Source organism: Sinomicrobium oceani (assembly GCF_900119185.1).
GTDB lineage: Bacteria > Bacteroidota > Bacteroidia > Flavobacteriales > Flavobacteriaceae > Sinomicrobium > Sinomicrobium oceani.
Map to the genome: position 1 here is coordinate 15,717 of NZ_FPJE01000027.1, position 16,535 is coordinate 32,251.

The window sequence follows — 16,535 nt, forward strand, 5'->3', positions numbered from 1 at the left end:
ACAGCAACAGGAGCTTATTGCAAAAACCGCTATATTTACCGTGTGAACTGGAAACAAGCATTAAAAGATTACGGACATTACCTGAAAATAGAGCGGGGGCTATCTGCCAATTCGCTGGAAAACTACACTCTTGATGTCAGGAAACTTATACTATTTCTGGATACTCATCATATCGACCAATCTCCTGTGACGATCACTGCCGAGACGGTTCAGCAGTTCGTTTATGAAATAGCCAAAGAGGTCAATACCCGTTCGCAGGCACGTATACTCTCCGGATTACGCAGCTTCTTCAGTTATCTTGTCTTTGAAGACTACCGGAAGGACAACCCCATGGAACTCATAGAATCACCTCGTATAGGGCGAAAATTGCCAGATACGCTTTCACAGGAAGATATAGACCTTCTTATCGCAGCCATAGATCTCAGTACGCCCGAAGGAGAACGCAACAGAGCGATGCTCGAAACCCTGTATAGTTGTGGCCTCCGGGTATCCGAACTGACGGCACTCCGTATTTCTGACCTTTTTTTTGAAGAAGGTTTTATCAAGGTTACAGGTAAAGGCGATAAACAACGATTTGTCCCCATAGCTCCTGTAACGCAAAGGCTCATCGAACTTTACAGAAGCGAAATCCGGGTACACATTCCCGCACAGAAAGGGCATGAAGACATCCTCTTTCTCAACCGTCGGGGTAAACAACTCACCCGGGCTATGATCTTTACGATAATAAAACGTCTTGCTGAAAAAACGGATTTGAAGAAAAACATCAGCCCGCACACCTTCCGGCATTCTTTTGCCACACATCTGCTACAGAACGGTGCCGATCTGCGGGCCATACAGCAAATGCTCGGACACGAGAGCATAACCACTACCGAAGTGTATATGCATGTCGACCGTTCGCAACTGGCGGAAGTCATGCAAAAATTCCATCCCAGAAGTCCGGAAAAAGAATAGTATTACCATACCACAGTCTACTCCTGTATAGCGGCTTCCCTACCCTTCTTTTTATAGGGACGTATAATAAGTCTGGCCTCCCGGTCAAAACGTATATAATTGTACAGCCAGTTGACAAATACGACCATCTTATTCTTAAACCCTATCAGGGCGAAAAGGTGTACGAATATCCATACAAACCAGGCAAAAACTCCTTGAAACTTCCAGCGCGGAAGATCGACCACAGCTTTATTTCGTCCCACGGTAGCCATGGATCCCTTATCAAAATAACGGAAAGGCTTCATGGGCCTGCCCTGAAGGAACTTTGCCAGATTACTTCCCAGCAATTTCCCCTGCTGTATTGCAGGTTGTGCCATCATGGGATGCCCGTTCGGATATTTTTCCGTAGGCATATAAGCCACATCACCGATGGCAAAGATATCTTTAAACCCTTCGACCTGGCTGAATTCATTGACTTTAACCCGGTTGCCCCGTGCCAGGAGTTCTTTGGCATCTACCCCTTTGAGTGTCGCCCCTTCTACTCCTGCTGTCCATATCAGGGTTTCCGTCTCAAACGCCAGTCCTGTATTGGTCGTCACTGTGTACCCGTCATAATTGGTTACAAACGCGCTTTTCCAGATATTCACACCCAGCTTTTCGAGAAACTCTTCGGCTTTCTTCGACGCTTTAGGGCTCATGGCATCCAAGACCCTGTCGGTTCCCTGGATAAGATTGATCTGCATCTGGCGAATGTCCAGATCCGGATAATCTTTAGGCAATATACCTTTTTTGATCTCTGCCAGTGCCCCGGCCAGTTCCACCCCAGTAGGGCCGGCTCCTACAATAACAAAGTTCATCAGGGCATTTCGTTTATCCAGGTTATTGGTAAGCAACGCCTGTTCGAAATTCTCCAGGATAAGACTTCTGAGGTTCAGGGATTGCGGAATGGTTTTCATAGCCATCCCGTTTTGCTTTACATTCTCGTTACCGAAATAATTGGTTCTCGATCCGGTGGCAATCACAAGATAATCGTATGTGATGTCCCCTATATCAGTCTTGATATTCTTATTTTCCGGTTCGATACTTTCCACATTCGCCAGACGAAAATAAGAATTCGGATAATTTTTCAACACCTTGCGGATGGGATAAGCGATAGAATCGGGCTCCAGTCCTCCTGTAGTTACCTGGTAAAGCAGCGGTTGAAAAGTATGGTAATTATGTTTGTCCAGCATCACCACCTGAACATCCTGTTTTCCTAAGCGTTTTGCCAATTCCAGGCCGGCAAAACCACCGCCTATGATTACTACCCTCGGAATACTGGTCTTTGGAATATTCATAAGAAGAATGAAATTTACGATGCAAAGGTAAGTGTTAGTTATCTTTTAATAGTTGTAAAGCCCTAATTTATTATCCCCAAATATTGATAAAACGAACATAATCTAAAAAATACGTTATACTTCAACTCCCTTTCCTTCATTTTACATTAAATTTATTGCAAAATTTTTTGACTATGAAGTTGTTCCACACCACACTATTAACACTTTTCTTTTCTATTTCTCTTGGTTACGCTCAAAAACACACAAACAAGGCCCTTTCGGAAATCGACAGCAAGCAGCATTTTTACGGCGATATTGCGCAATCGATCTGGGAATATGCTGAAATGGGTTACCTTGAGGAAAAAAGTTCGGCCTTGCTACAAAAAACACTTAAAGACGAAGGTTTCACAATAAAGACAGGGATTGCCGGTATTCCTACTGCATTTATTGCCGAATATAATAACGGGGGGCCTGTTATCGGAATACTGGGAGAATACGATGCCCTTCCCGGGCTTTCACAGGAAGCTGTTCCGGAGAAAAAATCAAGGGGAGAAAAAGCGGGACATGCCTGCGGGCATCACCTTTTCGGCACGGCATCGGCAGCAACAGCCATCGCGGTCAGGAACTGGCTGAAAGAAAATAAGGTTAAGGGTACCATACGTTTTTACGGGTGTCCTGCCGAAGAAGGCGGATCGGGAAAAGTTTATATGGTCCGTGAAGGCGCTTTCGATGATGTAGACGCCGTTATACACTGGCATCCTTCTTCGGTAAATGCCGCAAATGCCGGGGCAGCTCTGGCTAATAAGTCTGCAAAGTTCCGTTTTTACGGGGTTTCGGCACATGCCGCTGCAGCACCGGAAAAAGGAAGATCGGCCCTCGATGCCGTCGAAGCCATGAATTATATGGTAAACATGATGCGCGAGCACGTGCCTTCCGACTCCAGGATACACTATGTCATTACCAGCGGAGGAAAAGCTCCGAACGTAGTACCGGATTTCGCCGAGGTCTATTATTATGCGCGACATGCAAAACGGGATGTGGTTATCGATATCTTCGACCGCATGGTCAAAGCTGCCGAAGGTGCTGCCCTTGGTACGGGTACTACGATGGAGTATGAAATGATAGGTGGCACACACGAGCTCTTGCCCAATCTTACCCTGCAAAAACTCATGTATGACAACCTGGTATCGGTAGGAGGTTATACCTATACTCCGGAAGAAAAAGCTTTTGCGGAAAAAATAGGAAAAACCCTGGGAATAGAAAACGTGGATTATGATGCGCCCCATAGCATTATGCCCTATCAGGAAACCGGAACTCCAGGAGGTTCCACGGATGTAGGCGATGTCAGTTTTGCCGTACCTACCGTAGGTATGGGAGCCGCAACCTGGGTGCCCGGAACACCTGCACATAGCTGGCAGGCTGTGGCTGCAGGGGGTATGAGCATAGGGAAAAAAGGTATGATGGTTGCCGCTAAAACCATGACCCTAACGGCCATAGACCTGTTTTCATCCCCGGAAACCCTCAAAAAAGCCAAAAAAGAATTCCTGGAAAAAAGAGGTCCTGATTTCAAATACATCCCCATGCTTGGCGAGCGCGATCCTGCACTGGATTATAGAAAATAATAGCAGTTTTTCGATCCGGCAAAACAACAGAAGCATACGAACATTCCCTGAAATACAAGGATAGTCTCCGGCGTTTTTACCTTGTATTTCTGGTTATTTTCACCCCACAGACCCTTTGATCCTCTACCGGAAAAACCTGCTGTGCTATTATTCCGTATATTTTTGTAACAAACCCCGGAATCCTGCTACTAATATCAAAATATCTTATCATTAGTGGACAAAGAACTGGAACATAGTTTTGTAAGCGAACTGGAAAGGAATCAGAATATCGTACATAAAGTATGCAGGTTGTACACCTCCTCTCCGGACGAGCACAATGACCTGTTCCAGGAAATTACCATACAACTCTGGAAGGCCTATCCTAAATTCAGGGGAGAAGCCAAGTTCAGTACGTGGATGTACCGGGTAGCCCTGAATACGGCTATCACCCTGTACAGAAAATCGAAAACGACCATACGGACTCAAGGCTACGAGAATGTTCTGAGCAATCTCAAGGCCAGTGAATATAACGATGAAGAAGAACAACAGTTAAAATTAATGTATGATGCCATAAAGCAACTGAGCGATGTAGAAAAAGCCTTGATCTTCCTGTATCTGGAAGATAAGAATTACAAGGAAATATCCGATACCCTGGGAATTAGCGAAGTCAATGCCAGGGTAAAAATGAACCGGATAAAATTGAAGTTACGAACCATTTTGAACCCGTAGTTATGGATGAGTTAGAGCTGTTAAAAAAGGATTGGAAGAAAAGAGAGGCTTCGTTACCGAAATTGTCATACCAGGATATTTATAAAATGATCTGGAAAAAGTCCTCTTCAAGTGTAAAGTGGATATTTATCATAAGCGCCATAGAATTATCACTGGGTCTGGTTTTTCTCTTTTATACGCCTTCCTACATGAAAGAAATGAACTATCTGTTTACCGATATTTTACTGTATAGCACATATCCCGTTATTATTTATTTCGTGTACAGGTTTTACCTCAACTACAAAAAGATATCGGCAACGTCATCAGTAAAAGGCCTTATGGATTCTATTTTGCGAGCCCGGAAAACAGTAAAACATTACATTCTGTTCAACCTGGCTATTATCGCATTAACATCGATCAGCACGGCCATTATCACCTATGTAAAAGGGCATGGTGGCTGGGAGGTTTACAAACAGAATGCTCACCTGAGCGATCATCTCATCCTGTTGTTTTTTGTAGTGTTGCTCACTGCAATGATCATCGGAGTCTGCCTCGGAATTTACCTCCTGCTTTATGGATTTTTGCTGCGTCGTCTTAATAGAAACTATAAAGAATTGAAACGCCTGGAAGTTTAGCAGAGCAGGCATCAAAAATAACCGGGGTTACAGGAAATTTCATCTCCTGCAACCCCGGTTTGTATAGATTGATAGGTTATTTAGTAGGCCTTATTGTATTCCTTTTGTATAGCAGGGCGACCCTTTTCCATCCACTCCGGCATTTTCGCTCCTTTCAGATAGTGATCGAAGAACTGCATCATTCGCGTAGATAAGTCCTTTCTGTTACCCCAGCTGCTTCCTTTAAGATTGTGAGGTTCTCCGTTGTAGGAGAGCATCCACACCGGTTTATCGAGCCTGCGCAAGGCCACGAAGTATTCTATCCCCTGGTACCAAGGTACTGCACCGTCATTATCATTGTGCATCATCAGCAATGGTGTATTTACCTTATTGGCATAAAACAAGGGCGAATTTTCGAGATACAAATCCAGTTTATCCCAAAGCGTTCCCCCTATCCGGCTTTGCGTATGTTCGTACTGGAACATACGGCTCATTCCTGTTTGCCAGCGGATCCCTCCGTAGGCACTGGTCATATTACTTACAGGTGCACCTGCCATAGCCGCTGCAAACATATCTGTCCTCGTAATGAGATAAGCCGTCTGGTATCCGCCCCAGCTTTGTCCCTGCAATGCAATGCGGGAGTCATCTACATAGTCGTAATCCGATATAAGCTTTTCTACTCCGCTTACGATACAGTCATACGCACTTTGTCCCGGATAGCCTTCTTTGTAAACGATATCCGGAACAAAAACAAGATAATCATTACTGGTGTAGAAAGGCTTATTTACCGTAGAGCGGCTTGGCGCGGGTACAAAATGTCTGTGATACGTATCCGAGTTTAATTCGTAGTAATATACCACCATCGGATATTTCTTTCCCGGCTCCATATTTTCGGGCTTATACAACAACCCCTGTAACGGAACATCGTTATAATTCTCCCATTCTACCAGCGAAACACTTCCCCATTTAAAATCCTTTTGCTGTGGGTTGGCCGCCGTGAGCTTTTTCGGACCTTTCCACTTTATGGAAGTAATCCAGATATCAGGATACTCTGTAAAACTCTCTCGTGTAAAGAAAACTTTGTCCGCATGCTTTGCTTTACGGGGACTTCCGAAAGTATAATCTCCCGTAACGATTTTTTCCGGGATTCCGGAACGATTGAGGTCTGCAAAGGCATATCCGTCTTTTTTGGTCTTTTCTTCAAAAGCGAACAACCACACTTTTTTACCGGTCTCAATAAAATCTTCTTCGCGGTCCAGTTGTATGTACCGATAGACGGTACTTGTTTCCCGCCCGTTAGCTGTTATCCGCAACGGTTTCTTTTTTCCGGAAGGGTCAAGTCGCCAGATATCGTACCGGTCGTAGACGAAAACCGCTTTGTCATCTTTGGCCCATCCCGCAACGCCGTATGGCCTGGGTTCACTCGGAGTATCATGTCTTTCATTATAGAAAGGAACTTTCAGATTATCGGTGAGGGCACGTTGGGTATTATTTTTGAGATCTACAGCATAATACACACTGTCCTTACGATTATAAAAGACCCCGTAATGCTGTGAAGGGCCCACCCACATCCTATTCTGTTCTTTTACGAGAAGCTTTCTTGCTCCCGTTTCCAGGTTAACCGTGTAGATATCACCTATCCAAAGCCCGGTCCACGAAGAAGCTCTCTGATAGGCATCCCCGTCTTCAGCCAGTACATATTTACCCCTTCCGTGGTCCAGTACCGTTACTTCGGGCAAGGTACTGTCTGCCAACTGTATGGCAGTACCTGCTTCAAAATTATATACGGCGAGATAGGTTTTCTTTTTATCCTTACCCAGATTTACCTTTTGCTGCGGCTGTAACTGCTTATCGGTCCAGGCCCAGATATCTACGGAAACTCTTTCGTTATTGAGCAACGTATCTTTCGGATGGTCTTTTTCCGGAAAAGCCGTTCCGAAGAACATTCGCTTCCCGTCCTTGGAGAAAAATACATTTCCGTTTTCCGATGCTCCCCAATCCTGAGGAAGATTTTTTATAGCATCGTCCGTTATAGATTTTACATCCTTCGTAGTGCCTGCATAGAGCGCATATTTCTTTATTTTGGTCGTGTCTTCAGAAAACAAAAATCCCACTTTCTCACCCGAAGGTCCGAACGATATTTTCGCTACCGATCCCTCCCTTTTAAAAAGCGTATCCGTCTTTCCGGAATCGGCATCAAAATAAAGTACGGCCGAAGTGGTCACCGTGCTGTCTTTTTCTTCTGCCCCCAATAAAAGCCGGTTCTTTTTGACTGCCCAGCTAAAGGACTTGGTATGATTAAACAGTATACTATCTCCCCGGAGAGGGTTCCGTACAACGACGAGCGTATCTTTTTTACTTTTCTTTTCCGAAGCTTTTGCCGTATCTTTTACTTTTTTTGCTTCTCCATCCATCACGGTTTTATAAGCCAGCCAGTCACCACCTTCTGAGGGTAGACTAAAACTGCTTACATTCGGATATTTTTTGAGGTCTCCCGTTTTCAAGATATAGATCCCCAAAGAGTCTTTCGGCTGTTTGTCCTTTTTCCATTTGGCTGTTTCGGACTTTCTGCGAAGTGCTATCGGAGGTTTTATACCAAAAGCGACAAAAGCACTGTTTCCGCTGATAGTGGCATCAGCTCCCCTGGCGATAGTGTCGGATACACCAGTAGTGGTGTTGGTGATCACAAGGGCCCCGTCCCCGTCACCAGTATTATATTCGTACACAAGATAATTTCCGTCATCCGACAACTGGGGTTTTTGAATGTATCTCCAGTTATCAAAATCGTCTACCGTAATAGATTTCTTCTGTGCGAATAGCGTTCCTGCCGTGAGCAACAGAAATGCCGATACGCGTAATTTTCGGTTCATTTTGAGTTCGTTTTAGTTTTAAAAATTGCGTTAGCCTGCCGGATCTCCGGCTTATTTTCCTTTTTCAGTTTTTACTTTTTTATCAATCCTCTTCCTTATAACTCCAGCGACGCTTCTGATTGAGCTCTTCTTCAATCTGCAAAGCTTCTTCAGGAATTACTTTAAGGAAAGAAGGATGTTGCTCTATGGCGTATTCCAGTTGCTCTACAATTTGCTCCACACTGTCATTTTCATAATCGATGTCCAATGGCTTTTTAATTACCATAGATTGCAGGATACCTTTCTTTTTGACCCATAACCCTTTTTTATCAAAAGATCTTCTGAAACCATCTATGACTACCGGGATAACCAAAGGCCTATACTGTTTGATAATATGGGCCGTCCCTTTACGTATGGGTTTCCAAGGTTTTGTCGTTCCCTGCGGGAAGGTAATCACCCAACCGTCCTCCAATGCGATTCCTATATTTTCCGTATCCTTAGGATTCACGCCGCGCTGTATTTCTTTCCCTTTCTCCCGCCACGTGCGCTCTACGGTAATGGCCCCGGCGTAAGACATAATCCTGGCCAAAAGACCGGCACGCATGGTTTCTCTGGCTGCGACATAATAAATATTGAGTTTTGGCTGCCATATATAACCGACATTTTTTATGGAGTCGACCCTATGGGTCAGACTGGCATTAAAAACGTGGAACATAGCGACTACATCTGCAAAATAAGTTTGATGATTGGATACGAATAACACTCCCGTTTCTGGTAATTCCTTGATGATCTCGGACCCTTCGATCTGCAGTTCGTTGAAGCCGCGGTAGCGTCTGTGTGTGAGTACTCCGAATATCCTGATCAACCATTTTTTCAGGAACAAGATGTGTCCGAAAGGATTCTTCTTGAATAATCCCATGTATATACTATTAAATTTTAAGGCTGTGATGCCGGTGTAGACCAGGCCTTACAAAAATATATATTTAAATTATTATTCCTGCTGATTCGTCAGTCCATAGCCATCGCCAGCAGGTCTTTTACTTCACTGAGCATAGCTGCGGTGGCACCCCAGACCGTATATCCGTGAAAATCAAAATAAGGTACGTCCACATTGGTGGCATAAGAAGTGACAATAGTTTTGCGGGCAACCAGCTTGTCATCGAGGATATTCTCCAGGGGAACCTCAATGAGTTTGGCCACTTCTTTTTCCTGTGGAATAAACAGGGGCGTCTCTTCCGATATTCCAAAAAAAGGATGTACCAGAAAGTTGCTCGGGGGCACATAAAGCGTGGTAAGAGCCCGTACCACATTGATTTTTTCCGGGGAAACCCCTACCTCTTCCTGAGTTTCCCGCAATGCTGTAATACGAATATCCGCATCTTCCTTTTCCATTTTTCCACCGGGAAAACCGACCTGATTGGAGTGAATACCCTCATATTTTCTGCGGAGCAAAAGAATAATACTGGTCCGGCGAGCGTTATCCGGATAGAACAAGGCCATAACTCCGGCTTTCCTGGGATTCTTTAGGGAAAGATCTACCTCGCGTAACTCTTTTGCCCGGATAGAAGCCATTTTGTACTGTGATTCCTGCCCCGGTAAAGGCAGATTTTTTATTTTTGGAACTAACTCTAAAAATTCGTCAAAATTCATGTTACGCAATACACTGAGTCTTTTTACAATAATACTACTTATATTTTTAACCGGTTGCCAAGAAAACGCTAAAAAAAGCTCCTCCGGGAGCACTCCATCGGCGAAAGAAACACTTCGGGGAACAAAATCAGCTCACGATGAGCAAAAGGATAGTGTTGCCCAAGACAGTATTCCGAAAAACATAAAGGTCGAGGACACCATTGTTCTCAACGATGACAATGCCATTCCTTTCTTTTTCGAATACAACAAAGAGCACAAGGAACACAAGGTTAAGATTGCTACAAAATACGGGGATATCATTATTGAACTTTACAGGGAAACACCTTATCACCGTTCCAATTTCATATACCTGACCAAAAAAAAATATTTTGACGGCACTTATTTTCACCGGGTCGTAAAGAACTTCATTATTCAGGGTGGAAACTCCGACAGCCGTATCACAGCGGAAAAGCGGACAAAAATAGGCAGGTACCTTCTTCCTCCCGACACGAGAAAGGGATTCAAACACCACCGTGGGGTAATATCCATGCCGAGTAGCGATGATGTGGACAATCCGCATAAACTGGCTTCGCCTTTCGAGTTTTTTATCGTGGTCCAGGATCCGGGAGCTTATCACCTTGACGGAAATTATACTGCTTTCGGGCGTGTCGTTCAGGGGATGGATGTTGTCGACAAAATCAGTGAACTCCCTACAGACGACAGAGAGTGGCCTTATGAAGGGGTACGGATGAAGGTAGAAATTATAGAGTAATTAAACCCATATAGAAAAGACGCGTGATTTCCGAAATGAAAATCACGCGCTTTTTTTTATAACGATCACGGGAGCCTTCGACCGGATCAACCGGTAAAGTACAACATAATGGAAGTTATAATAACTATAATAAGTACGGAAGTTGCGATATCCACCCAACTGTAACTGTTCTTCACTTCGGCTTTTTGCTCGGGCGTCAATGTCCCCATGGCCAATCCTTCTACCTGTTCGGGCAAAGGTTTGGGTGTAGACAAACTCACCCCTACGAGGATACAGAGTGAAATAACAAAAATAACAATAGCAAAGTGAGAGAACGGTATGGCGATGATATCGCCTAATATACCCGTAAACTCATGACCCGGACTAAACGTTACGATCGTATCCAGCACAAGCCGGAAGAGCCCTATACCAAAGCCTGTGTATAATGTCACCATCGCTCCGGTGGCATTGATACGTTTAGACAGGATCCCAAGCAGGAAAACCGCCGTAATGGGAGGTGCAATATAGGACTGTACCGATTGCAGGTAATCATAGAGTGTACCCGGGGCATTTTTCATAACCGGTATCCAGGCAAAACCTAAAATCACAATTACCCCTGTAGCTATTTTACCGATACGAAGCAACTTACGCTCGCTGTCATGAGGCCTTAGTTTTTTGTATATATCTATGGTAAACAGGGTAGAACAGGAGTTAAATACCGAAGCCAACGAACTCATAAGTGCTGCGAGCAATCCGGCAGCCACCAATCCCCGAATCCCGGCAGGAAGCAGGGTTTTCACCATAGTCGGCAATACCTCATTGGCATCGTCGTACTGAAGCACTCCTTGCTTACTGAGTGCAAAAGCCACCATTCCCGGTACGAGGAAAAGGAATACGGGCAGTATTTTCAGGAATCCGCCCCAGATAGCTCCTCTCCGGCCTTCTTTAACATTTTTGGCGGTCAGGACACGTTGTACGATATACTGGTCGGTACACCAGTACCATATTCCCACAATTGCTCCACCAAACACCATCCCCGTCCACGGATATCTCGGATCATCGGCGGGGCGCCACATATTAAAATGTTCACTCCCCACAATTTCTTTGAGCCCGGACCATCCTCCTATAGCTTCATGGTTCAGCCCGATAAATGTTACCGCGAGTGCCCCCCCGATGAGTATAAACGTCTGAAGGGTTTCTGTATATACCACCGCGCTCATTCCGCCGACTACCGTATAAACGCCGGTAATCACAAGCGTAAGAATCGCTCCGGTCCAGAAATCTATTCCCAGAAGAGACTGAAAGACGATCCCTCCGGCATAAATCGATACGGATACCTTGGTCAGAATATATCCTACGAGGGATAATATGGATAAAAACCATCTTGCTTTGGGGCTGTATCTCCTTTCCAGAAATTCGGGCATGGTGAATACCCCGCTGCGTGCGTAGAAAGGAAGAAACACCCATCCGAGTAACAGTACGATCCATGCATGGAGTTCGTAATGTGCCATGGGCATTCCGCTATCCGCACCCGCTCCGGCAAGCCCTACGAGGTGTTCCGATCCGATATTCGACGCAAAAATAGAGGCTCCTACCACAAACCATCCTACATTCCGTCCCGCGAGAAAGTAATCTTGTGTATCTTTTTGTTTTTTGCTCATCACCCAGGCAGCAATACCGAGGAGAAGTACAAAGTACATTGCTATGACAATCCAGTCCAGTTGTTCCATAATTCCGGTTTTTGGTCAGCTATTCCGAATACGGGAGGCCAGGATCTCCCGCATCGGAAACAGTAACTTAAATATATTGATTAATCAGGTTTTCGAAGTGTTCCTGTTTCCCGCTTCGCTGTTTGATCTCCTGATGTCCTTCTGCATAACGGTAAAGTTCTTCCAGGGAAGTCATACCATCGGCAAACACTTTTCCGTCTCCAGAGTCAAAAGAACTGTAACGTTCTTTACGTAAGGCGAGGTATTCGGAATCGTCGAGGATACGCTGTGCAGCGATCAGGGCACGTGCAAAAGCATCCATTCCCCCGATATGTGCGTAGAAAATATCTTCGAGATCCGTAGAATTTCTGCGGGTTTTAGCATCGAAATTGACACCTCCGCCCTGGAATCCTCCTGCCTGAAGGATAACAAGCATGGCCTGGGTAAGTTCGTAAACATCTACAGGAAACTGATCCGTATCCCATCCGTTCTGATAATCACCCCGGTTGGCATCTATACTTCCCAACAGGTTATTGTCTGCCGCCACCTGGAGTTCGTGTTCAAAAGTGTGTTGAGCGAGCGTGGCATGGTTTACTTCGATGTTCAGCTTAAAATCGTCCAAAAGGTCGTATTTGGTAAGAAAGCCGAGCACCGTAGCCGAATCAAAATCATATTGATGTTTGGTGGGCTCCATAGGCTTGGGCTCTATAAAAAATTTACCTTTGAATCCCTGTTTACGGGCATAGTCCCTGGCCATGTGCAGGAAGGTGGCAAAGTGTTCCTGTTCGCGCTTCATATCGGTATTCAGAAGAGACATATAGCCTTCTCTACCACCCCAGAACACATAATTCTCTCCTCCGAGTTTAATGGTAATGTCCAGTGCGTTTTTCACCTGTGCCCCGGCTTGTGCCAATACGTCAAAATCGGGATTGGTAATGGCTCCGTTCATATAACGGGGATGACTGAAACAATTTGCTGTACCCCACAACAGTTTTACACCGGATGACTTTTGTTTCTCCAGAGCATAGTCCGATATAAACTGTAACCTCTTCTCGGATTCGGCCAGGTTCTTTCCTTCATCGATCAGATCGAAATCGTGAAAACAGTAGTAAGGAACCCCCAGTTTGGTAATGAATTCGAAAGCGGCATCCATCTTGTCTTTAGCCTGCTGTTTTGCATCGCTTGCTTCGAGCCATGGAAATTTTTTGGTAGGTACTCCGAACGGATCTCCTCCCGTACCGGTAAATGTATGCCAGTAGGCCACAGCAAACCGGAAATGTTCTTTCATGGTTTTGCCTCCTATGACTTTGTTCTCATCGTAATACTTAAATGCGAGAGGATTTTTGGAAGAAGCGCCTTCAAACGCAATTTTCCCTATCCCTTTGAAATACTCTTTCTCTCCTAATGTTATCATTTTTGCTTACATTAATTTATTGTTATACTTCGGTGTCAGGTATTTATATATGCTTTATGATGTTGTTTTTTTTAATATTGGGTAGTGGCAAGCGCCTCTTTCCAGGCAAGGTAAGCCCCCCGGTATGCACCGGCTTCCTTCAGCGGGCTATAGGTCGCTATGTATTCGTCACCGGAAAACGCATCTCCGAACGTATCGAAATCGCCATAACTGTAACCTGCTGCACGTGCGGCTCCGACAGCACCTGTAGTGTCCACTATCCGGATCTCACGGTCTACCAATGTAGCTATGGTCCTTGAAAACAACTCCGAGCGGAACAGGTTATCTCCTCCCGCTTTTATGGTGGTCAATTGTACCCCGTCGTTTTCAAGTATCCCGATACCGTACACAAAAGAAAACGCTATACCTTCGAGTGCGGCTCTGAAAAGATGTCCCTGTCCATGGATATTGAAATTCAGATCCTTTACGGCTGCCCCGATATTGGCATTGTAAAGCATCCGTTCCGAACCGTTGCCGAAAGGAAGTATCCGCAGACCTTCCGATCCGACAGGAACGACTGCAGCCATCCGGTTCATATCGTTGTAACTTAGTGTACCACCCGAGATCTGATCTTTCATCCAGCGATACAGTATCCCCGCTCCATTGATATTCAACAGTTTTCCGATCCGCGGATTTTCCGGTTTGTGGTTGACGTGAGCAAAATTATTGATCCGGGTGCCTTCACTGGTTCTGCTAACATCGCTAACCGCATACACCACTCCGGATGTACCTCCTGTAGCCGCAATTTCTCCCGGATTAAAAACATTCAGGGACAGCGCATTGTTTGGCTGGTCTCCTGCCCTGTAGAGCAGCGGAATACCTGCCTTGAGCCCCAATACTTTTGAAGCCTGCCCGGTCAGTTTGCCCTGCTCCGAAAAAGTGGCCACCACCTCCGGAAGAAGCTCCGTATCGATGCCGGCTTGTTCGAGCAGCCACAACGCAGGTTTGTCGTCCTTAAAGTCCCAGGTAATACCTTCCGATAATCCCGAAGGGGTTGTAGTACACCGCCCGGTAAGCTTTAAGGCTATGTAATCGCCGGGCAGCAGAAACTTATGGATTTTTTCAAATATCCCCGGCTCATTATCTTTTACCCATTTTAATTTGGACAATGTAAAATTCCCCGGAGCATTAAGGAGCCGTTCCAGGCACTTCGTCTCTCCCGCCTTCGCACAAAGCTCATTTCCTACGGCTACCGCCCGGCTGTCGCACCATATAATGGAATCCCGAAGCACGTTAAGTTCTTTATCGACAATGACAAGACCGTGCATCTGGTAGGATACTCCCATTCCGGCTACTTGATACGGATCTACCCCGGTTTCCCGGATAAGTTTTCCCGTTGCCTTAATGAGGTTCTCCCACCACATTTCAGGGTTTTGTTCTCCCCATCCGGGCTCTATGGAGGTAATAGGCATTTCGTTATCGGGTTGTTGTGTAATGCCGATCACTTTTCCACTCCCCGCTTCGACAAGAGAAGCTTTTACCGAAGAGCTTCCCACGTCATATCCTATCCAATACATATATTAAGATGTCTTTACTATTTTATTGCACACTTGTTTGCTGTAATCCGGGACTTCAAAAAAACACCTTATAGTTATTTTCACTATAAGATATGGTAAAATTAACCATATCTTTCGATCTGACAAATTTTTTACCATAAAATCGAACTGATCACGGACCCGGAGCCAAATATACATTTTTATCGCTAAAAAATTAAACATATATTAATGGCTACCTCAGCGCCCTTCCCCGGAGAACAGGGAGTCCGTCTCCCGGTAAGTTCTTGCAAAAGGACAAGCCCGATGCCGGTTACAGGCAATTGTGTATATTTGATGACTTCAATACTATGCTTTTGAGGTGATCCGGGCAAGCTTCGGGCAAAACCGCCAAAATGATGCCGCAAAACAGACTAAACAGCAGACATGAAAGCAAACAAGGAAATCACCATCTACGATATAGCGGAAAAATTAAAATACGCTCCGTCCACGATCTCCCGGGCACTCAATGATCATCCAAGCATCAGTAAAAACACCACACTACTGATCAAGAAGGTAGCGAAGGAAATGGGGTACCGCCCCAATTCGCTTGCGGCAAGCCTGAGAAACAACAGGAGCAAGACCATAGGTATCATGATATCCCGCATCAATCGTCCTTTTGTCTCTTCCCTGATTAGTGGTGTCGAAGAAACCGCCCGAAAATCGGGGTATAATGTTATTATCAGTCAATCCAATGACAAGTACGAAAATGAGGTCATCAATGCCCAGACCTTATACAACAGCCGGATCAGCGGACTTATTGTTTCGCTCTCCATGGAAACCCGAAAACTCGATCATCTACGTCCTTTTATAAACCAGGGAATTCCTATCGTCTTTGTAGACAGGGTTCCGGATATGGCCGATGCCCATAAAGTTATCATAGACAATTATACCGCGGGTTACCGGGCTGCAGAACATCTTATTGAGCAGGGATGTACGCGGATTGCCCACTTTGCCGGAGCACAACACCGCAATGTTTACAGCGAACGTAAAAAGGGGTATATGGATGCTCTTAAAGATCACAACCTCAAGGCAGATAAGGACTTCATCATTACCTTTGAGAGCTTGAGTTTTGAAGAAGGCGAAAAAGCTACTAAAAAATTACTCGATCTTCCGATACCTCCCGACGGTATTTTTGCTGCCAATGACACCACAGCCGTAAGTGCAATTATGTATGCCAAGAAAAGAGGTATAAAGATCCCGGATGAACTCGCTGTCATCGGCTTTAATGACGACCCCATAGCCTCTATCGTAGAACCCGCTCTCTCCACCGTCATACACCCCGCCATAAAAATGGGGCAACTCTCTGCAAAGCGCATATTGCAACACGCCGTTGAAAAAGACGAAGAGGTCCTTTTCGAAACCTCCATCCTTCCGACGGAGCTTTGCATCCGTAATTCGTCCCTGAAAAACAAATAATATAATCCGTATTCCGGGACAAAC

At 45.2% G+C, this 16,535-nt stretch carries 13 protein-coding genes; 6 read left to right on the forward strand and 7 right to left on the reverse strand.

Annotated features, from left to right (window positions below):
• Window positions 1-42 precede the first annotated feature (42 nt).
• A complete protein-coding gene (gene xerD, locus BT112_RS18165; RefSeq protein WP_072318888.1) occupies window positions 43-951 on the forward strand; it encodes a site-specific tyrosine recombinase XerD in 909 nt (302 codons plus the stop codon).
• 17 nt (window positions 952-968) lie between these two features.
• On the opposite strand, the gene BT112_RS18170 is transcribed toward xerD, so the two are convergent.
• Window positions 969-2,267, reverse strand: coding sequence for an NAD(P)/FAD-dependent oxidoreductase (locus tag BT112_RS18170; RefSeq protein WP_072318889.1), 1,299 nt, complete (start codon window positions 2,265-2,267; stop codon window positions 969-971).
• 173 nt (window positions 2,268-2,440) lie between these two features.
• Between BT112_RS18170 and BT112_RS18175 the strand changes: the two genes are divergently transcribed.
• From BT112_RS18175 to BT112_RS18185, 3 genes are all read left to right on the forward strand, one after another.
• Window positions 2,441-3,868 (forward strand): amidohydrolase, encoded by a 1,428-nt coding sequence (locus tag BT112_RS18175; RefSeq protein WP_072318890.1) that lies wholly within the window; start codon window positions 2,441-2,443, stop codon window positions 3,866-3,868.
• A gap of 213 nt (window positions 3,869-4,081) precedes the next feature.
• Entirely contained in the window at window positions 4,082-4,576 is a 495-nt protein-coding gene (locus BT112_RS18180; RefSeq protein WP_072318891.1) for an RNA polymerase sigma factor, read from the forward strand.
• A gap of 2 nt (window positions 4,577-4,578) precedes the next feature.
• Entirely contained in the window at window positions 4,579-5,190 is a 612-nt protein-coding gene (locus BT112_RS18185) for a hypothetical protein (RefSeq protein ID WP_072318892.1), read from the forward strand.
• Window positions 5,191-5,270: 80 nt separating this feature from the next.
• On the opposite strand, the gene BT112_RS18190 is transcribed toward BT112_RS18185, so the two are convergent.
• The 3 genes from BT112_RS18190 to BT112_RS18200 all read right to left on the reverse strand — a co-directional run bounded on the left by BT112_RS18190 (window position 5,271) and on the right by BT112_RS18200 (window position 9,590).
• On the reverse strand, window positions 5,271-8,039 hold the full coding sequence (locus BT112_RS18190) for an alpha/beta hydrolase family protein (RefSeq protein WP_072318893.1): 2,769 nt from the start codon (window positions 8,037-8,039) through the stop codon (window positions 5,271-5,273).
• A gap of 82 nt (window positions 8,040-8,121) precedes the next feature.
• Window positions 8,122-8,937 carry a lysophospholipid acyltransferase family protein gene (locus BT112_RS18195; protein ID WP_072318894.1) on the reverse strand — a complete coding sequence of 272 codons (816 nt, stop codon included), beginning with the start codon at window positions 8,935-8,937 and terminating at the stop codon, window positions 8,122-8,124.
• Window positions 8,938-9,026: 89 nt separating this feature from the next.
• Window positions 9,027-9,590: an NUDIX hydrolase gene (locus tag BT112_RS18200; protein WP_317039612.1), complete on the reverse strand. Its 564-nt coding sequence runs from the start codon at window positions 9,588-9,590 to the stop codon at window positions 9,027-9,029.
• Window positions 9,591-9,666: 76 nt separating this feature from the next.
• Here BT112_RS18200 and BT112_RS18205 point away from each other — a divergent pair, with 76 nt between their 5' ends.
• A complete protein-coding gene (locus BT112_RS18205) occupies window positions 9,667-10,419 on the forward strand; it encodes a peptidylprolyl isomerase (protein ID WP_072318896.1) in 753 nt (250 codons plus the stop codon).
• 86 nt (window positions 10,420-10,505) lie between these two features.
• Here the strand turns inward: BT112_RS18205 and BT112_RS18210 are convergent, their stop codons facing one another.
• From BT112_RS18210 to BT112_RS18220, 3 genes are all read right to left on the reverse strand, one after another.
• Window positions 10,506-12,128 carry a sodium:solute symporter gene (locus BT112_RS18210; protein WP_072318897.1) on the reverse strand — a complete coding sequence of 541 codons (1,623 nt, stop codon included), beginning with the start codon at window positions 12,126-12,128 and terminating at the stop codon, window positions 10,506-10,508.
• Window positions 12,129-12,195: 67 nt separating this feature from the next.
• Window positions 12,196-13,521: a xylose isomerase gene (gene xylA, locus BT112_RS18215; protein WP_072318898.1), complete on the reverse strand. Its 1,326-nt coding sequence runs from the start codon at window positions 13,519-13,521 to the stop codon at window positions 12,196-12,198.
• Between the two features lie 71 nt (window positions 13,522-13,592).
• Window positions 13,593-15,077, reverse strand: a complete 1,485-nt coding sequence (locus BT112_RS18220; protein WP_072318899.1) for a xylulokinase — start codon at window positions 15,075-15,077, stop codon at window positions 13,593-13,595.
• 402 nt (window positions 15,078-15,479) lie between these two features.
• On the opposite strand from BT112_RS18220, the gene BT112_RS18225 reads away from it, so the two are divergent.
• Window positions 15,480-16,511 carry a LacI family DNA-binding transcriptional regulator gene (locus BT112_RS18225; protein ID WP_072318900.1) on the forward strand — a complete coding sequence of 344 codons (1,032 nt, stop codon included), beginning with the start codon at window positions 15,480-15,482 and terminating at the stop codon, window positions 16,509-16,511.
• Window positions 16,512-16,535: the final 24 nt, after the last annotated feature.